Annotated in this window: 25 protein-coding genes and 1 pseudogene; 10 read left to right on the top strand and 16 right to left on the bottom strand. The window is 62.3% G+C overall.

Features of this window, described 5'->3' with window-relative positions; translation table 11 throughout:
* Positions 1–15 precede the first annotated feature (15 nt).
* A complete protein-coding gene (locus tag ACKAMS_RS17540) occupies positions 16–600 on the bottom strand; it encodes a TetR/AcrR family transcriptional regulator (protein WP_141487503.1) in 585 nt (194 codons plus the stop codon).
* Between the two features lie 77 nt (positions 601–677).
* Between ACKAMS_RS17540 and ACKAMS_RS17535 the strand changes: the two genes are divergently transcribed.
* Complete coding sequence (locus tag ACKAMS_RS17535; RefSeq protein ID WP_141487504.1) at positions 678–1,292, top strand: NAD(P)H-dependent oxidoreductase; 615 nt, start codon at positions 678–680, stop codon at positions 1,290–1,292.
* Between the two features lie 14 nt (positions 1,293–1,306).
* Here the strand turns inward: ACKAMS_RS17535 and ACKAMS_RS17530 are convergent, their stop codons facing one another.
* The 4 genes and pseudogenes from ACKAMS_RS17530 to ACKAMS_RS17515 all read right to left on the bottom strand — a co-directional run bounded on the left by ACKAMS_RS17530 (position 1,307) and on the right by ACKAMS_RS17515 (position 4,092).
* Complete coding sequence (locus tag ACKAMS_RS17530) at positions 1,307–1,888, bottom strand: GNAT family N-acetyltransferase (protein WP_021332472.1); 582 nt, start codon at positions 1,886–1,888, stop codon at positions 1,307–1,309.
* A gap of 184 nt (positions 1,889–2,072) precedes the next feature.
* On the bottom strand, positions 2,073–2,975 hold the full coding sequence (locus ACKAMS_RS17525; RefSeq protein ID WP_372436777.1) for a sucrase ferredoxin: 903 nt from the start codon (positions 2,973–2,975) through the stop codon (positions 2,073–2,075).
* A gap of 30 nt (positions 2,976–3,005) precedes the next feature.
* Positions 3,006–3,579 (bottom strand): annotated as a pseudogene (locus ACKAMS_RS17520) (YdeI/OmpD-associated family protein).
* A 9-nt stretch (positions 3,580–3,588) separates the two neighbouring features.
* The gene (locus tag ACKAMS_RS17515) at positions 3,589–4,092 is read right to left on the bottom strand and encodes a hypothetical protein (protein ID WP_046378271.1); all 504 of its coding nucleotides are present in this window, start codon (positions 4,090–4,092) and stop codon (positions 3,589–3,591) included.
* A 127-nt stretch (positions 4,093–4,219) separates the two neighbouring features.
* Here ACKAMS_RS17515 and ACKAMS_RS17510 point away from each other — a divergent pair, with 127 nt between their 5' ends.
* Positions 4,220–5,053, top strand: coding sequence for an alpha/beta hydrolase (locus ACKAMS_RS17510; RefSeq protein WP_019747617.1), 834 nt, complete (start codon positions 4,220–4,222; stop codon positions 5,051–5,053).
* Here the strand turns inward: ACKAMS_RS17510 and ACKAMS_RS17505 are convergent.
* Positions 5,050–6,006: a GlxA family transcriptional regulator gene (locus tag ACKAMS_RS17505; protein WP_408989301.1), complete on the bottom strand. Its 957-nt coding sequence runs from the start codon at positions 6,004–6,006 to the stop codon at positions 5,050–5,052. The two genes, ACKAMS_RS17510 and ACKAMS_RS17505, sit on opposite strands and share 4 nt — an antisense overlap.
* Before the next feature lie 125 nt (positions 6,007–6,131).
* Here ACKAMS_RS17505 and ACKAMS_RS17500 point away from each other — a divergent pair, with 125 nt between their 5' ends.
* Complete coding sequence (locus ACKAMS_RS17500; RefSeq protein WP_408989300.1) at positions 6,132–6,770, top strand: HD domain-containing protein; 639 nt, start codon at positions 6,132–6,134, stop codon at positions 6,768–6,770.
* Between the two features lie 9 nt (positions 6,771–6,779).
* Here the strand turns inward: ACKAMS_RS17500 and ACKAMS_RS17495 are convergent, their stop codons facing one another.
* From ACKAMS_RS17495 to ACKAMS_RS17465, 7 genes are all read right to left on the bottom strand, one after another.
* Positions 6,780–7,736 (bottom strand): R2-like ligand-binding oxidase, encoded by a 957-nt coding sequence (locus ACKAMS_RS17495; RefSeq protein ID WP_408989299.1) that lies wholly within the window; start codon positions 7,734–7,736, stop codon positions 6,780–6,782.
* A gap of 87 nt (positions 7,737–7,823) precedes the next feature.
* Positions 7,824–9,461 carry a sulfatase-like hydrolase/transferase gene (locus ACKAMS_RS17490; RefSeq protein ID WP_408989298.1) on the bottom strand — a complete coding sequence of 546 codons (1,638 nt, stop codon included), beginning with the start codon at positions 9,459–9,461 and terminating at the stop codon, positions 7,824–7,826.
* 45 nt (positions 9,462–9,506) lie between these two features.
* Positions 9,507–9,848 carry a DUF6292 family protein gene (locus ACKAMS_RS17485; protein WP_020906953.1) on the bottom strand — a complete coding sequence of 114 codons (342 nt, stop codon included), beginning with the start codon at positions 9,846–9,848 and terminating at the stop codon, positions 9,507–9,509.
* A 67-nt stretch (positions 9,849–9,915) separates the two neighbouring features.
* On the bottom strand, positions 9,916–10,671 hold the full coding sequence (locus ACKAMS_RS17480) for an alpha/beta fold hydrolase (RefSeq protein WP_020906952.1): 756 nt from the start codon (positions 10,669–10,671) through the stop codon (positions 9,916–9,918).
* Positions 10,658–11,503 carry an alpha/beta hydrolase gene (locus ACKAMS_RS17475; RefSeq protein ID WP_097387591.1) on the bottom strand — a complete coding sequence of 282 codons (846 nt, stop codon included), beginning with the start codon at positions 11,501–11,503 and terminating at the stop codon, positions 10,658–10,660. The genes ACKAMS_RS17480 and ACKAMS_RS17475 overlap by 14 nt, the downstream gene beginning before the upstream one ends.
* Before the next feature lie 164 nt (positions 11,504–11,667).
* Positions 11,668–13,221, bottom strand: a complete 1,554-nt coding sequence (locus ACKAMS_RS17470) for a DNA polymerase Y family protein (protein ID WP_029254945.1) — start codon at positions 13,219–13,221, stop codon at positions 11,668–11,670.
* Positions 13,218–14,138: a hypothetical protein gene (locus ACKAMS_RS17465; protein WP_408989297.1), complete on the bottom strand. Its 921-nt coding sequence runs from the start codon at positions 14,136–14,138 to the stop codon at positions 13,218–13,220. Before ACKAMS_RS17465 ends, ACKAMS_RS17470 begins: the two co-directional genes overlap by 4 nt.
* A gap of 227 nt (positions 14,139–14,365) precedes the next feature.
* Here ACKAMS_RS17465 and ACKAMS_RS17460 point away from each other — a divergent pair, with 227 nt between their 5' ends.
* Positions 14,366–15,565 (top strand): serine/threonine-protein kinase, encoded by a 1,200-nt coding sequence (locus ACKAMS_RS17460; RefSeq protein ID WP_020906948.1) that lies wholly within the window; start codon positions 14,366–14,368, stop codon positions 15,563–15,565.
* A 27-nt stretch (positions 15,566–15,592) separates the two neighbouring features.
* On the opposite strand, the gene ACKAMS_RS17455 is transcribed toward ACKAMS_RS17460, so the two are convergent.
* Together ACKAMS_RS17455 and ACKAMS_RS17450 are read right to left on the bottom strand one after the other, a co-directional pair.
* The gene (locus tag ACKAMS_RS17455; protein WP_019747606.1) at positions 15,593–16,981 is read right to left on the bottom strand and encodes an FAD-binding oxidoreductase; all 1,389 of its coding nucleotides are present in this window, start codon (positions 16,979–16,981) and stop codon (positions 15,593–15,595) included.
* Positions 16,981–17,817 carry a class I SAM-dependent methyltransferase gene (locus ACKAMS_RS17450; protein WP_019747605.1) on the bottom strand — a complete coding sequence of 279 codons (837 nt, stop codon included), beginning with the start codon at positions 17,815–17,817 and terminating at the stop codon, positions 16,981–16,983. Before ACKAMS_RS17450 ends, ACKAMS_RS17455 begins: the two co-directional genes overlap by 1 nt.
* A 151-nt stretch (positions 17,818–17,968) precedes the next feature.
* Here ACKAMS_RS17450 and ACKAMS_RS17445 point away from each other — a divergent pair, with 151 nt between their 5' ends.
* The 6 genes from ACKAMS_RS17445 (at position 17,969) to ACKAMS_RS17420 (ending at position 23,547) form a co-directional block, all read left to right on the top strand.
* A complete protein-coding gene (locus ACKAMS_RS17445; protein WP_029254940.1) occupies positions 17,969–18,646 on the top strand; it encodes a helix-turn-helix domain-containing protein in 678 nt (225 codons plus the stop codon).
* A gap of 110 nt (positions 18,647–18,756) precedes the next feature.
* Entirely contained in the window at positions 18,757–19,341 is a 585-nt protein-coding gene (locus ACKAMS_RS17440; RefSeq protein WP_020969077.1) for a M15 family metallopeptidase, read from the top strand.
* A 2-nt stretch (positions 19,342–19,343) separates the two neighbouring features.
* Positions 19,344–19,985, top strand: coding sequence for a phosphatase PAP2 family protein (locus ACKAMS_RS17435; RefSeq protein ID WP_211917113.1), 642 nt, complete (start codon positions 19,344–19,346; stop codon positions 19,983–19,985).
* 75 nt (positions 19,986–20,060) lie between these two features.
* The gene (locus ACKAMS_RS17430) at positions 20,061–20,759 is read left to right on the top strand and encodes a response regulator transcription factor (RefSeq protein WP_211917115.1); all 699 of its coding nucleotides are present in this window, start codon (positions 20,061–20,063) and stop codon (positions 20,757–20,759) included.
* The gene (locus ACKAMS_RS17425) at positions 20,756–22,150 is read left to right on the top strand and encodes a cell wall metabolism sensor histidine kinase WalK (protein WP_042951320.1); all 1,395 of its coding nucleotides are present in this window, start codon (positions 20,756–20,758) and stop codon (positions 22,148–22,150) included. Before ACKAMS_RS17430 ends, ACKAMS_RS17425 begins: the two co-directional genes overlap by 4 nt.
* Positions 22,151–22,338: 188 nt before the next feature.
* A complete protein-coding gene (locus tag ACKAMS_RS17420) occupies positions 22,339–23,547 on the top strand; it encodes an MFS transporter (protein ID WP_211917117.1) in 1,209 nt (402 codons plus the stop codon).
* A gap of 4 nt (positions 23,548–23,551) precedes the next feature.
* Here ACKAMS_RS17420 and ACKAMS_RS17415 read toward each other — a convergent pair whose 3' ends face one another.
* On the bottom strand, positions 23,552–24,997 hold the full coding sequence (locus tag ACKAMS_RS17415; protein ID WP_211917119.1) for an MFS transporter: 1,446 nt from the start codon (positions 24,995–24,997) through the stop codon (positions 23,552–23,554).
* Positions 24,998–25,001 lie beyond the last annotated feature (4 nt).

The following is a 25,001-nucleotide window of genomic DNA, read 5'->3' as shown; positions in this document are numbered from 1 at the left end:
CACGGCTGCACCGCACTACCCAGTCAGTGATGGCCTGCCGACGACCGCGACGATCAGCGCGGCAAGTTCACCTTCGGCGTCCTCGGGCGAGAGCACTCCGACTACCGCCGCGTGCGAGAGGGCCTCTGCAGCACCGAATATCGCAGTCATCGATGATTGTCCAAGCCCGTCGGCGCTGAAAGGAGCCAGCACCTCGCGACAACGCTCTGAATAGGCGCGTTCCGACTCGCGCTTGACCTGCTCCAGCTCGGGCGAGCCCTCCAGCGCTGCAAGCACTCCCGTCAGTTCACGCCCCTGTGCCAGTGAACATCCGACATAGGAGTCGGCGATGGCATTCGCCCGCCCGTTCACAGACTCCTCCGCAGCTTCGAGGTATTCCCCGAGCATCACCGTCTGACGATCGTCGAATTCCTTGAAGAGGGCCGCCAACAGCGCAGCGCGGGAGGCGAAATGGCTGTAGACGACCGGCTTTGCAACGCCGGCACGTTCAGCCAACCGGCCGAGGGTCAGCGCATCCGCGCCCTCCTCTCGCACCAGTGCCCACGACACCTCCACGAGTTGTTCGTACCTGTCGGCCCGCGACAGTCTCGTTCGTGCCATCGGACACCTCCTTGCGCTATATACCAATAGTAACCTACTCTTAGTACATAAGCGCACCATCTACCGAAGGAACGCTCATGACCACACTCGTCGTAGTCTCCCACTCCGATCCACAGTCACTTACCCAGCATGTCGCCCGTTCTACCGCCGACGCGATCCGCGACCTGGGTGGCGATGTCGACATCGCGGACCTACATGCCGAGAATTTCGATCCCCGATTCTCCAAAGCCGATGTGAACCTGTTCCGCGGCAAGGGGACTCCCCCGGCCGACGTTGTAGCCGAGCAGGACCGAATCGATCGAGCAGACGATCTGATTCTCGTGTTTCCGATGTACTGGTGGTCGATGCCCGCACTACTCAAAGGTTGGATCGATCGAGTCTTCGTCAGCGGATGGGCGTACGAGTTCACCCCGGGAAGCGAATTCGTGAAGAAACTGGACCGACTCACGGTCCACCTGATCCCGGTCGCGGGTGACGACGCGGAGAGTTTCGAACGCCACGGTGTGTACGAGGCCTTCCAGACACAGATCGAGCGCGGCATCATCGAATACTGCGGTGCCACACTGGGATCGACAACATTCGTTCACGAGTCGGACACGAAGAGCCGCGATACCCTCGCCGCAGAAATCCAAGACCTCAGCGAAAGCATCGCTGCCCGTGTCGCCTACCCTGCGACCGTGGCTTCCCGTTGACGGTCAGACATCGGTCAACTGACGCTTGACCGGCCCGTGACTGCCCAGTAGCGAAGCGTATCCCCCGTGTGACCGAGGTTGCGCGACAACTGATCAGCTGGGCGCACGCTGTCGAGTAGACCACCACACCCTTCGATTGCCTTACGTGAACCCGCGTTCGTTTCGTCGCAGGTAATCAGGACGCGACTGAGCCCCACCGGGTCGCCTGCATACGTGAGCACTTCCCGCAGAGCAGCCGACGCTAAACCTTTCCGGCGTTCCGACGGCCTGACCCCATAGCCGATGTGACCACCGACATCGGCCAAGAACTCATTCAAGCTGTGCCGCAACTGGATAGCGCCGAGATACCTGCCGTCTCGAACGATCCACCAGTTGGTTGCCGGGACAATGTCGGGCCCCGGCACTGCCTCTGGCTGCGCCAACAACTCCTGCACCCACTGCCCGAATCCATCCCGGGAGGCAAGATCGAGATCTAGACGTTGCGCAACTCCCAATGCCGAACCGGGCTGGTCCACCTGCGGTCCGCCCCACTCGTCACGCGACTCCAACCAGGACGCCCACAAGGCCTCGTCAGGTGCAACCAGATCGACAGTCATAGCTGCGATGCTACTTCGCACCTGCAACGGTGCCGCTATTCCCCCGAACCGCCGCTGCCTAAGTCCCGAATCCGCTTGTCACGCCAGCAGACTGTGGATCTGATGGAGTCCGTATCCTCTGCGCCACCTGCCGGCCCATGTGATCGCATTCATCGAGACTGATCGTATGGAACCGACGAGGGAATCACAGTTCTCGAATCGACGTGACGACAACTGGCCTGACCGGTTTGGGCGCCGCGCCGCAACTCGGTGGACGCGGCGCGAGTTCGGAGACCGCCGTCTCGACCATCCACCGCCGTCCGTCCACCTGTGCGACGACGCATGTCCCGTCACTGGCCTGCTCGATGACAGCCAAATCGTCGATTCCGCAGCTGATTTGTTGTCGTACGGCAATTTCCGAAGCCTGCCCCGCAGGAGACCAGCAACTCCGTCCACGCAGGCCTGGCAAATGGACCTGATCTCGGGAAGCCACCTCCACGGCCGTGACACTCTCACCAGCGGACAGACGGCCGTACGTATTGCCGCTCGGCAGCAGGATCATCGACGGCGCAAATCGGTGCCCGCCAGTATGCGAACACTCCCACACCTGGGGTCCGAAGGACGACATCAGCGCTGCGGCAATCGGCCTGCCGAACACAGCGCAGCATTGGTCACGCTTACCGTGCGCACAAACCAAGACGACTGGCTCGTCCACCGAGTCGCCCAATCCTGGTGGAGGGCCGTCGAGTAGCGCGAAATCGATGTCGAGCAGATCAGCCGGTGAATCGATGCGCAACCGTTCGCACCACGAGTCGCTCGGATCGGAGCGCGCGAGCAAGACCGTGTGCCCATCAGTCAGCGGATCGGTGCGGCCTGGTCGCCGAATGAACATGATTCGTACGTCGGCAGCATCAGCTCGCCGACTCAGCTCGGCGGCAAGCTCCTCCCCCAAGGCCGTACCGTCCAGCACGTCACGGCCCCAAGCGGCATTGAATTCGAGGCATACCCAACCCCGCACGACGGCAGCGCTGCCTGCCAACGGTTCGTCAACAGCAGACAGCGCGGAACAGGTCTCGGCTTCGATCACGAGCCCTATTGTGTCAGCCACGTTGAAAGTCGATCAGCCATCCCAGTCAGCTCAGTAGAACTTCTTGCCCTCCGCGAGTTGGTTCACGAACTTCTCGATCCGCCTGGCGCGTGTCTCCGGACGCTTTGCCTCCTGCAGTCGGTACGCGATGGTGAATCGATCCGTGGAATTGAGCGTCGCGTAGAACTCGCGAGCCTTCGGGTTTTCCGCAAGCGCATCGAGAAAGTCCTTCGGGACCTCGGCCTTGGCTGCTCCCTCGTATGCGCGATCCCAGCGGCCGTCGGCCTTGGCCTTCTCTATCTCAGCGATGCCGGACGGCTCGAGACGTCCCGCAGCGTCGAGGCGGGCGACTATCTCGACGTTGCGTTTGGACCACGGACTCCGCGCAGTGCGACGCGAAAACTTCTGCACGAAAAAATCGTCGTCGATTCGCCGGGAGAGGCTGTCGATCCAGCCGAAGCACAGGGCAACGTCCAACGCTTGGTCGTAGTCGATCGAACTGTGTGACGAGGTCTTCTTGGCCATTTTCAGCCAAAGCCCGGGGACCGCCTCGTGGTTCTCGCACAGCCATCGACGGAACTCTTCTCCGTCAGCGAAAGTATTCGGTACCGAGTTCGACTGCCATCAGTGCTCCTCATTTTCGCGATACCCATACTCTGACAAAACCCTGCGACAAATATCCGAAAGTTCCGAGTGCGAGTACCCATTTGGCAATACTGACCGTCGAGGCGGCGCGAACCCTCGAGTCGGTGATGCTGTCGCGATGATCGAGGAAATGGAGGCCGATCACGTTCTCGACATAATCGCCCGCCGCCGACAGCACCGGCGCTACGGCAAGCGCGCGCCGAGTTGCGGTCGAAAGGGGAACCCGCTCTCCGAGCCGCTTGCCTGCGGACCGCAAAGCCATCGCGTAGATCGCGGGATGTACGAAGTCCGGGTAGTAGTGACTACGAAATCGCGCCGTGGCCTCCGCATCCATGGAGTCCAAGATCTCGAGGTACCGACGAGCGGAAAACGCCGTCTGCACTTCCAATACTTTAGGAGCCACCGGCCCGAGTAAACGCGCAATGTTTGCTTGTGAGACAACAAAAGCGGTGGTCCACAGTGCCATCGCCTTCGCGGAGCCGGTTGGTGCCATGCCACGATCGTGCCATCTTCGAACAACAGAACGGAATGACCCGACGGAAAAGCTCCACAAAATATGCGTGAGGTTGTAAAAAGCGGGCATCCCGTATCGATCATCGGTCCGATAGCGGGGAGCGCGCATGTCGCCCAAGTCCAACCCGACTGTTCTGTTCATCCACGGACTCTGGATGCACCCGACCACGTGGGATCCCTGGGCGCAGGTTTTCAACGCGCAGGGGTACTCCACGATGGCACCCGGATGGCCAGGGGATGCGTCCACGGTGGGTGAGACGCGCGAACACCCGGAGGACATCGCGGGACACGGCATCGACGACGTGACGGACCACTACGCCAAGGTGATCGCTGATCTCGACGAACCACCGATCGTGGTCGGGCATTCGTTCGGAGGTTTGATCGCGCAGAAACTGCTGGGCCAGAAGTTGGCGACCGCGGCAATTGCCATCGACCCCGCTCAGCCCAAAGGTGTGTTGAAACTTCCTCTCGTTCAGCTTGGAAGCGTGTTCCCTGTCCTGTCCAACCCCGGCAACTACCGGAAGGCCTACTCACACAACAGAAAATCGTTCCACAAGTCCTTCGCCAGCGCCGTGTCCCAGGACGAGTCCGACGCCCTGTTCGAGCAGTATGCAATTCCCGCCCCCGGACGGCCGTTGTTCGAGGCAGCACTCGCCAACTTCGCGCCCCACAGCCCCGCTGCAGTGGATTTCAACGCCCGCCGCGGCCCCCTCCTGATGATCGGCGGCGGTAAGGATCGCACAGTACCGAAGGCCAGTTCGGACAGCTCGTTCAAGAAGTACGCCAAGGCCCCGACGATCAACGAATACAAGGTATTCGGCGACCGAGGTCACTCGCTGACCATCGACCACGGTTGGCGTGAGATCGCCGATTACAGCCTTGCCTGGCTCGACAAGCAGGGCATGAGCCCGCCACAAGGCAAGCACGAAAGTCAGTCCTAGCCGAACGCTTGAAACCGACGACGGTACACCTGGGGCGAGATTCCGAGATGAGTCGAAAATGCTCGTCGTAGGGATTCCGAACTGCCGAATCCCGCCAACTGCGCGGCTTCGGTCACCGAGTGGCCGGCATCGAGGAGCGCCTTCGCAGCGTCGAAACGGATCAACTCGACGTATTTGGCCGGCGTCGTCCTTAATTCTTCGCGAAAGAGCCTCGTCAGATGACGCGGGCTCAGGTGCGCCAGGGCAGCCAGTTGCTCGACCGAATACTCCCCCGCCGGATCGGCCGCGACGGCGTCGACCACTTCTCGGAGCGCAGGGACCCGAGGCCGCGGCCCACTGAGCGAGGGCGAAAACTGTGACTGTCCGCCTGGACGCTGGAGAAATACCACCAGAAGTTGTGCGACGCGTCGAGCCATTTCTGCACCATGATCACGCTCGAGCAATGCGAGAGCGAGGTCGATGCCGGCGGTCACACCCGCAGACGAGAACACCGCGCCATCCTGAATGAAGATGGCGTCAGGAACCACCGTGATCTGTGGATAGGCGCGCGCCAGCGTTGCCGTGTGTTGCCAATGTGTCGTAGCGCGGCGTCCGTCGAGCAATCCACTCGCCGCAAGAATGAATGTCCCGGTACAGATCGAGGCAACCCGGCCCGAACGCCCCGCCAGATCGCTCGCTGCCTCGCGCAGTTCCGGACTCACCGGCGTCGACGGGAACACGTCTCCACCCATGACCAGCAACGTGTCGAAAGAACCGGAATCTACAACGTCACGGTCGACCGGAATGCGCATCCCGGTCGAGGAGTCGACATCGTGTCCACCTACCGAGCAGATCACCAACTCGTAGTTCGCCCCGCCGCGATTGGCTTCCGCGAACACCTCACTCGGACCTGCGACGTCGAGCAGTTTGACGCCGTCGAACACCAGGACGGCAACTCGATGCACTGCGGTCACGATGCGCTCTCCTTCGTCCTGATCTGTGGACAGTATGGCCGAGATCAGGGTGCGCCCGCGGGCGTGCTCGACCGACACTGGGATAGACCGAGAAATTCGCAGCAACGACGAGCAAGCAGGTACCGATGACCACGATCATTGCCGGTGTGAAAATCCCCGATTCGAAGATGGCTGCCGACGCCACCGAGCTGGTACGAGATACGGCGTCCGAGTTACTGTTTCACCACTCGCGACGTGTCTTCCTCTTCGGATCGCTTCAAGGAGCGCGTCTGGGTCTGCAGGCCGACCCCGAATTGCTCTACGTCGGCGCCATGTTCCACGACCTGGGGCTCACCGAGAAATTCCGGGACAGTACGTCACGTTTCGAATTGGACGGCGCCGACGAAGCGCGGCGATTCCTCACCGGCTACGGAGTCGACGAAACCGACATCCGCACAGTGTGGGAAGGCATCGCTCTGCACACGACGCCCGAGATCCCCTCCCGATTGGAACCCGAAATCGCCTTGGTGACAGCGGGTGTGGAGACCGATGTACTCGGAATCGGATACAGCGAACTCGACCAGGCCGACATTGACGCCGTCACCGAGGCTCACCCGCGCCCGGATTTCAAGAATCAGATCTTGAAGGCTTTCACCGAAGGCTTCAAGCACCGTCCCGAAAGTACATTCGGGACGGTCAACGCTGACGTACTCGAACATTTTGTGCCGGGATTTCGGCACATCGATTTTGTCGAGGTCATCCAGAACTCGGCTTGGCCCCAGTAGAATTCGCTGTCATTTGGCCGCCTCACTCATCGCAGCGGCATCTTCCGCCCCGAACTTTTCCTCGAGGGTCTCCGGCGAATAGTCGAGGTCGATCTCGGCGACGTCGCGCCCGCGCGCGGACTCGATCGCCGAAAGTCGGCGCTGCGCACGGTCTGCGGCGTACTCGAGGAACTCCTGATTGTCCAAACCGAACGGCTGCACCTCGAATTGATCGTTGACCCAGTTGATCATTCCGAGTGCCATGGGCATGAGTTCACCCATCCGCTGCTGGACGACGTCCCAGTTGTGATCGTCGGCGGCTACGTGCCTTCGGCAGGTGAACGTCCCCCAAGCCATGTGCCGTCGCTCGTCGTCACCGATCTTTCGCACCAATTGCTGCATGCCAGGCAGGATTCCGCGCGTCGCACAGACTTTCTGCCAGGCGTAGTAGCCCGTCAACGCCAAACTGCCCTCGATGACGTGGTTGTACGTGACGCTGGCACGCACCTGGTTGACCGGACTCGGATCCGTCTCGAGAATGCGTAGCGACGAAGGCAACTCCTCGTAGAACAGTTGCCGGTAGTACGGATTGTCAGCGACGTAGGAATGCAGATCGCTGGTCAATCCCACTTCGTCCATCCACAGCCGAAAGACCTGGGTGTGCTTGGCTTCCTCGAAACAGAACTGCGTCAAGTACATCTCGTCGCCGAATCGCCCCTCAGCCGACATCGCTTTCATGAACGGTTGAATGTCTTCGGTGACGGCTTCTTCACCGGCAATGAACTGCGCGCACAGGAAGGTGGCGCTGCGCTGCTGCTCGCTGGTCAGCTCCCGCCAGTCACGAGCGTCCTGGGAAAAATCGAGGTCGGTTGGGTTCCAGAATTTGGCATTTCCCTTGGTGAACAATCGGAGTGGGAACGAATCCCAGTTCAACCCTCCCGACCGAAGAGTACTGAAACCTTCTCGCCCCGGCGAGGTGACAGTCATGACATTCCTTCTTCCCGAACCGAAGACAGATGCCCCATCAGCATGCCCGCAGAACTGAAACGTGAATCAGTTTTGGCGAAATTCGATCTATTCCTTCAGAGAAACGCCCTTGGTCTCCATCACTGCGAAGAGCTTGGCGTTCATCTGAGCCGCCAGATCCGGCCGATACGAGCCGATATTGAGCGGATTGGCTAGATTGTTCAGTTCCAAGGGGTCGGCTTGTAAGTCGTAGAGTTCGTATTGCGGCGCAGCAACTCCCGCAGGATCGAAGTACATCGTGTACTTCCACCGGCTCTCCCGGATGCAGCGGATGTGATTGGGCTGCGTGACGATGTTCTGACCGTCGGGCGTCGCACAATTCTGATCGTCGTAGGTGAACAGAATCGTGTCCTGAACCTGCGCGCTGGGACCGTGGGGGTAGGCGGCAGCGTTGATGATGACCGGTGTCAGATCGGTACCCGAGAAGTTCCACGATTCACGCGCTGGCGCTTGGGCGAGAGTGGCGAGAGTGGGCATCACGTCGATCAACGACGCCAAGGCGTCTGTGCGAACGGGTTCGGGAAACAGCAAGGGGTTGCTGATGACCAGTGGAACGCGCAGCGTTTCCTCGTAGGCGTTGAACACCTTCTGCCGCAAACCTCCGTGGCTCATCCCCATCTCACCGTGATCGGACATCCGTACGATCACGGTGTCGTCGAGCATCTGCGGGGTGGCTTCGATCGCGTCGAGCACGCTGCCGATGTGTTCGTCGACCACCTTGTGCATGTAGGCGTAGAAGTTGATGTAGTTGCGTGCCTGATCAGGCCCGAGCAGCGGCCCGAGCCCGGCTGCGAGTAGCAATTCCGACTGAACCTGCGCTGTCGGTTTGTGATTGAGTGCCAGGATCTCGTCGAAAGTGGGCGGCAAGTCGATCCCCTGCTCGAAGGCGCCTGGCGCGTCCGATCCATAGTTGTCGCACGTTCCGTTCATCGCATTCCAGGTCTGGGGGTACGCGAGGACGTCGTGTGGGTTCACGAACGAGACGATGAGCGCCCAAGGCTGCCCGGATGTGACCGCAGATCCGGAGAGGAAATCGACTGCCTCCTCGGCAACACGGCGATCATGGTCGGCGCACCCGCCACCGAAGTGGTCCGGATTGGTGTCCTGACCCGCGTCGGGGGGAATCCACCCTTCGAAGCCGAATCCCGCTACATCGTCACTTGTCGGATCACCACCCTCGACGCCTTTGCTCAGATGCCACTTCCCCCGGTACTGAACGTTGTAGCCGGCCGACGCCAGCAGCTTTGCCATGTTCTGCTCGGAGACTTGTAACTGTGGCTCGGTGGGTGAGACAGTGCCGCCTTCGGTGAGGGTTCTGGTGACCCTGTGCTGCGCAGGAAAGAGGCCGGTGAAGAACGTACTACGACTGGGCGAGCACATCGCGGTATTGCACACTGCCTGGTCGAACGTCAGCCCGTGATCGGCAATCCTCTTGCGGTTGGGCAGATTCTGATCAGCCCAGCCCTGCGGCCAATACATCGGCCGGCGCTCCTGATCGGTGATGATGACAACGATGTTGGGTTTCTGCGGAAACCGATCGGCGGGCGATGCTTTCGCCGGCGCCGCGCTCGCCGCGCCGGTTGCCACGTCTGCCACTCCGGCGAGGACAAGAGCACCGACGCCACCGAGGAACGTCCGGCGCGGCAATGAATGACAGTGCGAGGCAGGAACGTTCTCTGGGTTCACGGGCGTCGTCCTCTCGGAGGCGTTGTGGCCCCAGAGTTGACCGAATCAGTGTTCGCTACACATGCGCGAGCAAACTGCCTCGGCGCTGATCAGTTCGATGACTCGATCCGCGCAGCGCAGCGGATCCGGTGTCCGGCCGATACCGAGAGGGTCGACAATCGAAATCGTCCTTCGCACGTCAGCCTCCTCGACACCCCACGACCAACCGAAGTCGTGATTCCAGAGCAGAACCGCGTTCTTCCCCGGATGGTTTCGGGCATGAACTGGCAGAACGATCACCGCATCCATACTCGGTCCCTGCGGCCATCGGACGGTCTCACCGTGAACGGATCGTGCTACCGCGTCGACGTATTCGTGTGCGGACCAGTCGTTGCCGTTGGTATGCATGGAAGTACATTCGGTGCCGCACGCGTAGCGGATGGGTTCTTGCCGGAACTGATCGAGTATTGCGCTTTCAGGAAATGAACGGCAACACAACGGATTCGAATTGGCGATGGCCGTCGCGATGGACACTGTGGCCGGTACGGAACGAGACCAATTCGCAGCGCGCGACGGTGGCGGCAACAGCGTCGAGGCGATCGGGATCCACCATCCCGCCCAGACCTCCACGCAGGAACAACATGTCAGCCTCGATGAGCGGCAACCGATCCCACCACTGCGGATCCGGTCGGCGGAACTGCTCGAGCGCGGACCGCGTCATCGAGCGATCGAACGTCAGCGCAGCTCGCGGGTGCCGCACCAGACTTGTTGTTGCATGCCACAGTTCTGGCACACTCGGCAATTTCCTCGCGAATACCTGTTCTGCGTCACCTGTGCGTAGCGGCAACGGCGCTTCCTCGATGACCAACTTCCGCACCACGGTGGGTCGTTTCTGCGCGATCAACGACGCCGCGTGCCCGCCGAGCGAATGGCCGACGAGATCCACCTGATCGAGTTCGAGATGATCACACACGTCCATGACGTCGTCGGCGAACTCGTCGAACAGATACGACGACGCCCGAGCGCTCCGGCCGTGGCCGCGAAGATCGACCGAGACAACTCGCCGGTTGCGTGATCGCAAGGTCCGCGCGAACTTGTCCCAGGTACCGCTGTCGCCACCCATTCCGTGCACGAGGACTACCGGAGGCAGATCGGCAACACTGGGATGCGAGCCGGAATCGCGGTAGCTGATCTGGACCCCGCCGGCACTTCGTACGTTAGCGACACTCACGAGTTCCCAGGATAGACCTGTCCTCGTGGATTGCTGAAGCTGTCAGCCGAGGCGGCAACTGCCCTGGCCGCGTGACCTCGTCGTAGCGACCGAGCCCGATCCTCGCGATGTTGCGCAGCGACTCGCTTGCATCGGCGAAGTATCCACAATGCCCTCGAATGGCACCGGTGTCGAAAACAACAGCTCCGTGCTGCGCCCGAACTGGAGACGGGCCGTGCCCGAGGCGACCGATCTTCACGCGTGGGAAATACCGAATCCAGTCCGACGGCCCCAGCGCGGCCCAGAGATTTCCGGCAAAGCACAGGTCTTCGCGAGAACTGGTCCCCATCCCCGGGCTACCGAGCACCACACAATCGTCTACTCGCGCCGACGGGAGGGCGAGTCCGCACACCACGGCCCCGTAGCTGTGTCCGACGAGCGTCACATGCGCCGAATGCGGCAGGATGCGTGTCAATCGCGCCAGATCGATCGCACCGCGTTCTGCGAGTGTCCGCGAGAACGACTCGAGAAATCCCCACGGCGTCCGATAACCGACCCACACGATCACCGCGACGTGGTCGTTCCGTCCGAGCGTTCGGAGCATTCTTCCCAGTGTCCATCCGCTCGCTCGTGGTCCTGTCGGACGGTTCTCGTCGAAGTAGTTTCCCAATCCGTTGTCGTTGCCCGGCACGAAGATGACGATGTGCTCGGCTGTGGCGACATCGCCGAACACCTCCACGATCCGGCCTTCGCCAGACTCGTCGTACGCCAGAAGTTGTGCGTCGTGCAGCTCCGTCTGCTCGTAGTGAAGTCGATCGGTTCCGGAAACTTCAGGTCGACCCGCCGTTGCCATGACACTCCTCGTAAAGAGTTGCAACGGTGAGAATCATTGCAACGGTTACTTTTTGAATGTCATCAACGCTAGGAGCCGAGCGACGGCATGACGATGGTGCCAACGCCCCTACTGTTCGTACAGTCGACTCGACCAGGCGGGTACAGCTAGCTATACCTGCGAGCTCATTCGTACACACCCTCCACCGACCATCCACCGCCTTCACAGATCATCAGCAGCGCACGCGATTCCTCCAACAGAACCTGAGCCCGCGCCGCCGTGCGTGCCGAGGCAGCGTCCCACCATCGCTCGTCAACCGGCCAGGGCCCGGCCCACCCCTGCACTGCCCATTCCTTGCTCCCCCACTTCAGCCTTCCCGGCTGCGAACTGAAGACACCGCGCTCAGTGACGTACACGGCGTTACCGGCCACATCCCCCAGCCACACCTTGGGATTGTCGACGAAGATCGACCCCGGAGACGGTTGTGGCAGACGGCCCGGCCACGGGGCTGTCGGATCATGGGTAGCTACCCGCTCGTCACCCAAGGGCAACAAGGTAATTCGCTCCAAGGGCCCTCGACCTCCGCTCAGGACACCGACCTGAACCGATTCGCCACCCAGAAGACCCTGCACGCGCACCAATGCTCGCCTGGCTCGCTCCTCCTCGTCGCCGACACCGCCCCACAGCCCCAACTGCAAAGCGCCGGCACTGACCACCTCCACCGGTTCCAGACGCAACACGGCTATGCCTGCGGTTGGCCGGGTCTCACTGCGCCCGGTGAGCCAGCCATCCAGTTGCCATCGCACTCGATCGGCCGTTCCCTCCGGCGTCAGAGGTTCGGCGCAACGCCAAGTCCGAGAAAGATTTTCACCGTTACCCGTACTGGCCGAAATCGACAGACGGGTGCACGCCACCGCGGCAGCAGACAACTTGTCGTGCAGGAGACTCGCCAAGGCGCGCCCGGCAAACGCTGCGGCATCCACCCGCTCGATCGACGGATCGTAATGCTGCTCCACCTCCAGGTCCGGCGGAAGTGTCCGCGCCGACGGTGGCCGTTCGGGTTCACCGCGCGCCGCACGATGCGCGAGCACCGCATCGGCACCGAAACGCGAAGCGACGTCCACTGCCGGTAGATCCGCAAAAGCACCGATGGTTCTGATCCCGAGCCTGCGCAGCAGATCCACCAGCTCCCCGCGATGCGGTGCAGACAGGCTGGGTTCGGCCGCCAACTCCGGCATGGGTAGCGGCGCCAGAAACCGTGCCCCCTCCCCCGGCGGCACCAACGCTGCCCGGCGCGCGGCAATGACCGCCGTGGACAGCTGATCTGCCACCCCCACCTGACTCTCGACACCCGCAGCAGATGCCTGATCCACCAATCGTTCCGCCGCAGCTTCCTCAGAACCGAAGTACCGACTGACACCACGCGCGCTGAGCACCAACAAACCAGGACGGAGTACCTCGACGCCCGGTGCCACCGCGTCGATGGCCGCGGCCACCGGCTCGAACAATCTTGCATCGCGTTCCGGATCTGCCATCGCCACATACAGTTCCGGGCAGCGAGCCTGCGACTCGCGTCGGCGCAGGCCTCGTCGCACTCCCTCCGCACGAGCCGTCGCCGAACATGCGATCACCCGATTACCCGAAGTGACCGCGACGGGATGTGTGGCCGGAAGATCGGCAAGCGCTGCCGCTGCCACCGCCGGCCAGTCCGGGCACCACAACGCCAGAACTCTGCTCACAGTGACACCACCTGCGACGACACCACCTGCTCCGGCATCACCTGCTCCGACACCACCTGCGACGACACATCCTCAACCGGCCGAGAAGGTACCCACTCGACCCGCCCGGCTGCACTGCAGATGTCCAGACGCGTGGTCCGGGGCTGGAACGAGCGCCCCCGAGCACGAACCGCGAGGCTCAGGGAACTGAGCCGTCCACGCCCCAACTCCCGGCCCTGACCGAACCCACCATAGCCATGAACCCGAGCGTCCAACCGAACCTCGGCTCCGTCCCAGTGACCTTCGGTGACAACAAGAGTCGAGCCCTTGCTCCGAGCACGTGCGACCACCGCCCGCGCACGCGACGGGGATACCGACGCACCCGCCAATCCCAGAATCACCAGATCCATACCGTCGAGCAGCACGGCGGCGATCTCGACCGGATCCGGCCCAGGCGCCGGAATGAGTGCCAGACGTTCCAGTTGCGCACCCATCTCGTACGCCGCCAGCAATCCCAGTCGAGGCTGCCCGATGACTGCAACATATCCTCCGGACGCCGTCACCGACGCGACCAATCCCAAAAGCAAGGACGCTGCGCCCTCGACGGACACCACGGTTCCGCGCACCAAACCGCCCTGCGGTAACAATGCGGCGATACCCTCCGGCACCGGGAGGACACCGGCTTTGTGCGCACGGTCCACGACCGGCCTGTCCCGGTCGGCAACACTCTCGGAGGCCGCTGCACTTGTCCCGGAAACACCAGCCACAGAAACACCGGCCACAGAAACACCGGGCCCGGAAACACTCGGTCCCGAAAACGACGTATCGCCTCGCGAGGGAATGGACGCGATCTGTCGGCGGAGCTGTGCCAGCCGATCCTGACGGGACAACCCCGCCGCATCTGCCGACAGCTCTACCAACTCGGTCACCTCGGTCATCCCCATCCTCCGGAACACCGGAAAAACTCACTCGGCAGCAATCCATAACCAGCCGGCAAACCGCGGGGAAGTCGGGTCTGACATGCATCCAACGAACAGCAATTTCGAACATATTTTCGAACTGTTTTCAGTAAACCGTGTCACCCCCGACACGTCAAGCAGAGCCAAAAACCCAGTTCACAGGAGCCTCGAGCGTCACAGTGGCATCAATCCATTAACCTTGAGATGTGACAGCTCAAGAGCAGACCGGGAGGGGCATCGGGCCCGAATACCTGCTGGCGGGGCGGTACCGACTCCGCTCCAAGATCGGCGACGGAGGGATGGGCGCCGTCTGGCTGGCCCGCGACACCCTCCTCAGCCGCGATGTCGCGGTGAAACAGGTCACAAGTACGGAAGGCCTCGACACCGAAACGGCCGAAGAGGTCCGCGAACGTACATTGCGCGAGGGCAGGAACGCCGCAAAGCTCACCCATCCCCACTCCATCGCCATGTACGACGTCGCGATCGAGTCCGGCGAACCCTGGCTGGTCATGGAGTACTTCCCGGCCCGCAGCCTCGCCCAGGCCATGAACCTGGCGGACACGTTGCCACCACTCGAAGTCGCGCAGATCGGCGCACAGATCGCTGCGGCACTCACCGAAGCGCACGCCGCCGGCATCGTCCACCGCGACATCAAACCCGGCAACATCCTGATCGCCGACCGAGGCAAGTCCCTCGGCACCGTCAAGATCAGCGACTTCGGCATCGCCCGCGCAAAGAGCGACGTGTCCGACACCCAGGACGAGGTCATCACCGGCACTCCCGCGTACTTCGCACCCGAAGTTGCCCGCGGCGACGACCCCACCGAGGCCAGCGACGTCTTCTCACTCGGGTCGACGCTCTACACGGTGATCGAGGGCCAACCGCCCTTCGGCATCGACTCGGACGCCATCGCCCTACTGCATCGTGTCGCCAAGGCCGAGATCTACCGACCCACCAAGTCTGGACCGCTCACCGATGTTCTCCTTCAGCTCCTCGAGCCGGACCCGACCCGTCGGCCGACGATGGCTCAGGCACGCGACGCGCTCGCCGCAGCCGCGACCGGCGGCGGCACGATCGATCAGTTGATCGACGCTCCCGTCTACTCGTCCGAGGGCGCCGTGCCGGCCTGGGCTCACCGCACCACACAACTCGCCGACCCACACCGCCGCAATCGCCTGACCGGCTCCACGGTCACCGGACTTCCTGCAGTGCAACAGAACACGCCACTGCGAAACGTTCCCAGTCCGATGGACATGTTCTCCTGGCCGCCGCGGATGCCGACCGGACCCGCCGATGCCAGCACCCGCGACAAGGTAGTCGCGTGGGCTCCCCTCGCCATGACCGGCATGGTCGCCGTCATCGTCTTGGCCGCACTGATCGTCGTCATCCTGGTGTTCACCGCCTGACTGGTGTTCACGGTCTGAGCACAAGCTTCACGCAGGCAGAATGTTTGCATTGAGGTGAAACACGTTGTCCGGGTCGTACTTCGCCTTGACTGCGGACAACCGCGCGTACTTCCCCGCGCCGTAGGAAGCTCGCACTCGGTCCTCGTCGACGTCGGTCATGAAGTTGACGTACCCGCCTTGGTTGGACGAGAACGGACGCAAGGCTTCCCAGGTCTCACGCACCCACGATCGATCCAATTCCAGCGTCCCGGCATCGGTGGCCGTCGCCGTCATATTGCACACGTAATGCGGTGTGCGAGAACCACCGAACGCTGTGTCGTCCTCGCCGACGGAAGTGAAAGCTCCCTGCAGCGGAAAGATCGGCATGAAGGACATCGGCGACGATTTCTTGCCCGCTTGTTCGGTCAGAACATCGATCACGTCGTCGGAGAAATCCACCAGGTCCAAAGCCTTCTCATAGGCGTACGCACCCCACGGTTCCGATTCGTCGAGCATCGACTGCAAGCCGACGTACGGGATCGGAGTGACGAACTCGAAAAGCGTCGGCAAGCCCTCTCGAATCGGCGCAATCGCGTTCGAGTGTTCTACTTCCGATCCGAAACCGGCTACCAGCAAAGCGTATCCGGGCAGTAGGTGAAATTGATCCGGGACAAACGGCGCCGGCGGCGCGGACAAACTGACGGCAACCATCGCACCCGCATTTCTCGGCAGGGCAGGCACTACCTCGCGGCACAGACGAAGCGCTGCGGGTCCGTCCTCCATCCCCCAGAAGAACAGTCCCAGATGCACTTCCGGACCGATCTCGCTCAGACGGTACTCGAACTCGGTGACCACTCCGAAATTTCCGCCGCCACCGCGCAGTGCCCAGAACAAGTCGCTGTGATCGTTCTCGGAGGCTCGAACGATCGAACCGTCGGCGAGCACCACCTCTGCCGACACCAGATTGTCGATCGCCAGGCCGAGCGTGCGGGTCAACCACCCCATGCCACCACCGAGTGTCAGGCCACCGACGCCGGTATCACTGATCACTCCGCCGGTCACCGCCAACCCGTGTTCCTGCGTCGCCTTGTCGAGGTCGGCGATCGTCGCACCACCACCGACCCTGGCTCGCTTCGCTGACGGGGCGACGCTGACTACGTTGATCGCACTGAGATCGATCATCACTCCGCCTTCACACACCGATGTGCCTCGGTAGGAATGCCCGCCACCTCTGACCGAAACCTCCAACGAATGGGCTCTGGCAAATGCAAGTGCCACAGCCACATCCGACGCCGACCGGCACCTGGCGATCACCGCCGGACGATGATCGATCTGCCCGTTCCAGATCGATCTGGCGTCGTCGTACTCCGGATCTCGGGGGCCGAACACAGAACCTGTGATCGCCGATTTCAGTGGCGCGAACTCGACCGTCGTCATCACGCACCTCCCCCATCGGGCGTCGCGGTGACCAGCAGGTACTCCCACTCCATCGTGAACGGTTCGCTTCCGCTGCCGTACCTTTCCGCCAACTCGAGCAGATCGCGGTCCAGCGCCTGCGTTCGGTCGGGATCGCCGGCGATGTTCCGGTACACCGCGATGGTCGGCCCGTAATTCTTCTTGAAGAAATCACGGAACTCTTCCGGCCCGCTGAATGTGTCCACACGAAGTACGTCTTTCCTCGAGGCCACATCGCCGAGCAGATCACGAACATGGTTCTCATCGCCCCACAAAGGCGCCGGCTGCGAACCAGGAGGCGGCGGCGGTGCGTACGGCTTCATCGTTTTGAACATCTCGCCGATGAATCCCGTCGGAGTCCAACTCAGCACTCCGATCTTTCCGCCGGGTCGGCATACTCGCACAAGTTCGTCCGCGGCGCGCTGATGATGCGGTGCGAACATCACACCGACGCACGAAAGCACCACGTCGAACTCGTTGTCGCCGAAAGGAAGAGCCTCGGCATCGGCCTCCTGCCAGTCCAATTCGACTCCGGCGAGGGAAGCGGCCTCCTTACCCGCTACGAACAATTCGGGAGCCAGGTCAGTGGCGATCACCTGCGCACCCAGCGCGGCCGCCGGAATGGCGGCATTGCCGGACCCCGCCGCGACGTCCAGCACGCGGTCACCCTTCTGCACACCGCACTCGCCGACCAGTACCGGCCCGAGTTCCGCAATGACCTGCGTGGCCACCGCCGGATAGTTACCGAGACCCCACATGGCCCGATGCTTGGCCTTCAGCTCACGATCCAGCCCGAGCGTTTCCGTCGATTCACTCATTACCGTTCTCCTTCAATATTTTTGGTACTCGGAGCCCAACAACCTCGGAGCCCGACAACATTCATGCCGTTACTTCGACGCTACGACGACGGTTCACTCCTCTCCAGTACGAAATCTGTACCGGAGCACTCCAGAGGCCTACGATCGAGTGATGGGGTCCTCGTACCACCAGTTCTGCCCCGTCGCCAAGGCGATGGAGCTACTCGACGAGCGGTGGACGCTGCTTCTCCTGCGCGAACTGATGATGGGAAGCGACCATTTCAACGATCTCCGACGCGGACTTCCGCGAATGTCACCGACTCTGCTCTCCACGCGGCTGCACCAACTCGCGATCGCCGGCATCGTGGAGCGAGAAGAAACCGACTGCGTCGTCAGTTACCGATTGACCGACGCGGGCCGAGAACTGCGCCCTGTGGTCGAAGCTCTCGGAATCTGGGGTACCAGGTGGATCGGCGAGCTGGGCGATGAAGACCTGGATCCGAAACTGCTGCTGTGGGACATGCATCGACGCGTGGATCACTCCGTGGTTCCCGACGGAAAGACCGTGGTGCACTTCGTTTTCTCCGGAGTGCGTGAACATTCGCGAAACTGGTGGCTCGTCATCAATTCCGGGGAGGTGGACATGTGCGATATCGATCCGGGTTTCGACGTTGCGGTGTCGGTCTCTGCGGGCTTGCGACCGATGACCGAGATCTGGCGCGGTAACCTGACCTGGTCGGACGCCATACGGTCAGGTGACGTCACCATTTCGGGGCCTACGGCGTTGCGTCGTAGCTTGCCTTCGTGGTTCGAACTGTCGACTTTCGCATCGATCCCGCGCCCCGTGTAAAGCGCGCTCACCAGCCCCGTTCCGTCCTGTTACAGAGCTGTTTCAGACCGTGACACCGTCGACGAACGGCGACCACCTGACGGTGACACTGACCGAGCAGTCTCTGTTGTATGCCCAGCCACCGCGGAATAATCCGCCTCGCCGCACTCGGTGCAGTCGCACTGGGTGCGCTCACGCTCAGCGCATGCTCGTACACAGAAGAAGCAAAGCCCAAGAGTGGTAATTACCTTGCCACTCAGCCTGATTCAGGACCCGCAGGCGGCGAGATCGAGGACGGCATCAGCGTGCAGGATACCCATGTACCTGCACTGGCCCGTCTCGATTCCGCCCTTCTCGCGGCGCTGCAGTCGGCAGCGGCCGACGCACAGGCCTCCGGAGTGAACATGCACGTCACCTCGGGTTGGCGGTCCGCCGCATACCAACAGCGACTGTTCGACGAAGCCGTCGTCAAGTACGGCAGCATGAACGAAGCGTCCAAATGGGTGCACTCCCCGAGTCTGTCGAAGCATGTCAGCGGACAAGCCGTCGACATCGGACCGACCGATGCCGACGACTGGCTCATCCAGCACGGCAATGATTACGGCCTCTGTCAGACCTATGCCAACGAGATGTGGCATTTCGAATTGGCAACCACTCCCGGCGGGGAATGCCCGCCCCAACTGAGCAACCCTTCGGACGAGAGAGCGGAAGGCTGATCATGACACGAGTCAAACCCGCGAGACTGATTGCCGCACTGGCACTCCTGATCCTCGGAGTCGTCGAATTCGAACTGGCCGTCAACACGACTGGTGGTCAGATCGTCGACCAACAACTCATGGTGGGCGCGGCCACCTCCGAAGGACTCAGTGTGTTCTCCACCGAGTTCATCGGCCTCGTCACTCCGATACTGATAGTGGGAGGAGTGCTCGTGACACTCATGATCACATTGCGCAACAACCCGATTGCGCTGGCCCTACGCGTCGTCGTCGTGACCCTCGGTCCCATCACGACGGCCTGGGTTCTCAAACAATCGTTGGATCGACCGGACCTGAACGGCCTGGTGATGCACAATTCCTTCCCCAGCGGCACGCTGACGGCCATCGCTGCTCTGGTCTGCGCGATCGTGCTCGTCACACCCTCGAGGTGGCGGGCAGTCGTTGCAGTCAACGGCGCGCTGATCACCATCGGGACCGCGATCTCGGTAGTCGTGTTGCAATGGCACCGGCCGAGTGACGTGATCGGTGCGCTACTGCTCGTCGGCTGCTACACCCTCGCCGTGTCGGCATTTCCGTTGAACACCAGCGTCGCACGGCACGCAGTACTGGCGGACTCAGGCAACGAGCGGCTCTCGAAAGTGTGACCCCTGTACCCTTGGCTGACCGAGATTCCTCCGACCGCAGAAGGCCCCTGATCATGGCGAGTCCAAGGTGAGCGCATGGTGAGCATTCTTTTCATAGAAGACGATCCAGCGGTAGCCGAGGCAATCACGTTGGGACTGAACCGACTCGGGCACAACGTCAGCCATCGGCCCGACGGTAACGGCGATTTCGACGACGTCCTCGGCTCCACCGACCTCGTCCTACTCGACCTCGGACTGCCAGGAGCCGACGGTTACGAGATCTGTCGACGCATCCGTACGCGCAGTTCGATCCCGATCATCATCTTGACCGCCAGATCCGACGACATCGACACTGTTGCGGGCCTCGAGGCCGGTGCCGACGACTACGTCGTCAAACCGGCCAGTCCGCGTGTCCTCGATGCTCGGATCAAAGCCGTCGTGCGGCGCTCGGCACCCGCAACGACGCGTTCAGATGTGGCGCCGGGCGCAGAGAAGTTCGGCGACCTGGAATTGGATCGGTCGTCCTTGCAGGTACGCAAGGCCGGGATGCTGCTGACCCTGACTCCGACCGAACTCCGACTGATACTGGCGCTGACCGAAAACCCCGGACAGGTTCTCAGCCGCAGGCAGTTGTTGTCCGCAGCCTGGGACCAGGAATACCTGGGCGACTCACGAATCGTCGATGCAGCAGTGCAGCGGCTGCGCGGAAAGATCGAGGACGACCCAGCCGCACCGACCGTGATCGAAACGGTGCGCGGGTTCGGGTATCGCTTCAACTCCAGCCCGGCCCGATGAGACCGACCTGGCTTCGGGTCGACGGTCTGCGGACCAGGCTCGTGCTCGTGTTCATCGCAATCGTCGTGATCATCGCCGGAGCAACCGCAGGCGTCGTCTCGTTCATGGCGCGGTCGTGGATCTATTCCAACGCTCAGGACGTGGCAACGGCACAATTTCGCGACGAACTGCAGTACAGCAACGGACCGCCGGTAGACGGGCTGACACCTGACACCCTCGGACAGATCTTCCAGTCCGACATGACTCTGATCGTCGACGGCGAAGTCATCCGTCAAGGATCAGTGGATGCGGCAACGATCCCACCCAGCTTCGAAGAGGGTTTGGACAGTCCCAAACTGATCCGCTTCGAGAGACTCGACTCCCAGCGCATCATGTTGGGAATGTCGGTCAATGTCGTGGACATGACTGCAGACGACGGCTACGACAACGAGACACTGGTCAAAGCCGTCACCATCCGGCCGCTGGTAGGGGTGCAGGACAAGTTCGACGACCTGCTTCGAGCTGTCGGTCTCACCCTCGCGGCGGGTGTGCTGGTGAGCGGTCTGCTCGGACTCTGGATCGCGTCGACGCTGGTCCGTCCGCTCAAACGCCTGGACGAGGCCGCCGCCCGCGCCGCCGACGGCGACCTGAGCGTCCGGCTCCCCGAAGACGGAGTAGCCGAACTTGCCCAGGTCACAACAACTTTCAACAACATGGTCGCTCGCAACGAAGCGGTCATCCGAGGTCTGGAAGAATCGGAAGAGCAGTCGAGAAGATTTGTCGCCGACGTCTCCCACGAGCTTCGAACGCCGCTGGCGGCATTGGTTCCGGTCAGCGAAATCCTCCGCGAAGAGATCCCCAATCTTCCGCCGGACGCCGCCGCTGCAGCGCGCATCGTGAGCAGTGAGATCGGCAAGCTCACTCGACTTGTCGAAGATCTGATCGAAATGTCGCGCCACGACTCACAACAGGCGCGTCTCGTCCTCGACGACGTCGACCTCGTCGAATTGACCGAGCGCACACTCGAGAGCCGAGGTTGGACAGAAACCGTCGAACTCCGTGCACCCGAAAACGTCAGCACCAGAGTGGATTCGCGTCGAATCGACATAGTCGTCGCCAACCTCGTCGGCAACGCACTGCGCCACGGAGCGCCTCCGGTTCGCGTCGAGTTGAGCGCAGAACCCGGTTTCTCCGTCATCACCGTCGTCGACCACGGCCCCGGCATCTCACCCGAAGACCGGCAGGCGATCTTTCGGCGGTTCTACAAGGTCGACACCGCGCGCGGACGCAGCGAGGGCAGCGGACTCGGGCTCTCCCTCGCCGTCGAAAACGTGCACTTGCACGGCGGCACCATCGGCGTCGACCAGGTGGACGGGCGCACGATCTTCACGGTTCGCCTGCCCCATCGCTGACCCCTTCCCGAGCGAACGTACCTTTCGGCGCACCCAAGGCGATCGTCGTACCGTTCGCTCGAAAAGGGGTGGGCACTTCGCACCCTGGGCCGCCCAAGTTTGACCAAATAATGGGATTCTGGTTTCAACATGTGAAACCACACGAGTAGCGTCGGCATCGTCGAACAGCGTAGAAATCGGAGGGCACCATGACGCAGGCGTCGCGGTTGGAAGAGACGGCCGTCTCCCCGAAGGCGTGGACGATGCTCGGAATCGGCGTCGCAGCCCAGGCCGCAGGCACCGTCTTCGTCAGCACCCCCGCCTTTTTGATCCCGCTGCTGCATTCCGAGCACGGTCTCTCGTTGACACAAGCCGGAACCCTGGCCGCTGCACCCACTTTCGGCATGGTTCTCACCTTGGTGGCGTGGGGAGCGATGGCCGACAGATTCGGTGAGAAATGGGTCATCTCCATCGGGCTCGCGCTGACGGCGATCGCCGCGCTCGCCGCGACCACCACCGACAACTACGCCCTCCTCGGGATCGCATTTCTACTGGGCGGAATGGCTGCGGCGAGCACCAACGCCGCCAGTGGGCGTGTTGTGGTCGGCTGGTTTCCCAAGGATCGGCGCGGCCTAGCGATGGGCATCAGGCAGATGTCACAGCCACTGGGCGTGACCATTGCGTCGTTGACCATCCCGACTCTCGCCGCGAACGTAGGAATCGGTTCGGCCGTCGGACTGTCGGTGGCGCTCAACGGCGTCCTCGCCTTGATCTGTGCCGTCGCATTGGTCAATCCCCCGCGCCCGGCGGCGCGGTCCACCGATATCCCGGTCGAGACGATCAACCCTTATCTCTCGAACTGGTTCCTCTGGCGCATTCACCTCGTCTCGGCACTGTTGGTGTTTCCGCAGTTCACCCTCTCGACGTTCGGTCTGGTCTGGCTGATCAGCGAGCAAGGCTGGGATGCGGCGCCCGCGGGACTCCTGATCGGGATCTCCCAGTTCGTGGGTGCACTCGGTCGCATCGTCGTCGGCATCTGGAGTGATCGCGCCGGAAGCAGAGTAGGCCCGCTGAGGTTGGTTGCCGTCTCCGCATCCGCGGTCATGTTGGCAATGGCAGCAGCCGGCGCAGCGCCTTGGGGCGTTCCGGCCCTGATCCTGCTGCTGGCAACAACCGTCAGCGTCGCCGACAACGGTTTGGCGTTCACATCCGTCGCCGAAGCTGCCGGGCCGAAATGGCAAGGAAAAGCGTTGGGCGCCCAGAACACCGGCCAGTTCATTGCCGCGTCAGCAGTGGGCCCGGTGGTCGGTGCGCTGATCGGCGCGGTCGGCTACCCGCTCGCTTTCGCGATAGTCGCGGCATTTCCAGCCGCGGCAATCCCCTTGGTGCCCAGCCGAGATCGCGACATCAGCGTCTAGTCCCTCATCGGTTCGGTTGCACTGCAGGTCCCGTCAGATCACAATGCGGCTTGCAGGCAACCGAATCCGCTTCCTGAACAGGCTCGACTGCCGGATTACGAATCAGCGTCGCGGCGATCGCCGCACCGATCAACAGCAGCGCCACACAGATGTAGATCGCGTACCGGAAACCGTCGGAGAAACTCGACGGATCGACCAGGCTCTCGGCATCGATACCCACCAGGGCAGGCAAGGCCGCAACCGCAAGAAGCTGGCTCGTGCGAGCAACGGCATTGTTCACACCCGACGCGATTCCGGACTGCTCCACCGGCACCGAGCCGAGCACGGCGGCGGTCAACGGCGCCACCATCACCGCCAGGCCGAGGCCGAAGACCAGAACTCCCGGCAGCACGACGGTCAGGTACGACGCATCCGGGCCGATCCGCGTCATCAACACCAACCCCACCGCGGCCACCGCGGGTCCGACCGTCATCGGCAATCGCGGTCCGTGCGTCTGCGCGTAACTGCCCGCGCGCGAAGACAACAGCAACAATGCCAAGGTGATCGGTACCGTTGCGACGCCGGCAGCCACCGGCGAGTACCCCGCGACCAACTGCAATTGCAGTACGAGCAGGAAGAACACACCGCCAAGAGCCGCATAGACCGCGAGAGTCACCAGATTGGCCGCGACGAACATCCGCGAACGAAACAGGGACGGCGGCACCAACGCACTCGGCGATCGACGTTCCACCACAACGAACAGGCACAGCGCGAGCACCCCGACCAGCCCGACTATCGGGTTGACTTCGATCAGCCCGTACGTCAGCGCCCCGAGACCGACTACTGCGCAGGCAGATCCGACCACGTCCAGGTGCTCGGGCGGATGCGGATCGCGGCTCTCGGGCACGTGGCGCACCGCTGCCCACACCACGACGATCGCCAACGGAATGTTGAGCAGGAACACCGATCGCCATCCCGCCACTTCCACCAGCCAACCACCGAACAGCGGACCGATAGCGCCGGCGACACCACCCAAGCCCGACCACAAGCCGATCGCCGCACCGCGGTCCTCCTCGCGAAGTGACGCGGAAATGATGGCAAGGCTGCCAGGCGTCAAGAGCGCAGCTCCCACTCCCTGCAGGATCCGCGCAATCACCAGAAACGTGATGTCAGGTGCAATTCCGCACAGCAACGACGCGACCGCGAACCAGACCGTCCCCCAAACGAATACCCGCCGCCGACCCCAACGATCGCCGAGGGCTCCCCCGAGCAGTATCAGCGACGCCAATGCCAAGGTGTATCCACTCAGAGTCCACTGCAGCCCGGCGACACCGGAATTCAAGTCCTCGCCGATGTGCGGCAGAGCAATGTTGACGACGGTGCCGTCGAGGAGAGCCATGCTCGAGCCGAGAACGGTGGCGGCGACAACCCAACGCCCACGTCTCGACGCGAGCGCCAGTGGTTCCGTCATCGGT

The organism is Rhodococcus sp. 5A-K4 (genome assembly GCF_046097995.1).
Lineage (GTDB): Bacteria > Actinomycetota > Actinomycetes > Mycobacteriales > Mycobacteriaceae > Rhodococcus_F > Rhodococcus_F erythropolis.
This window is presented reverse-complemented; position numbering and strand designations above follow the sequence as displayed.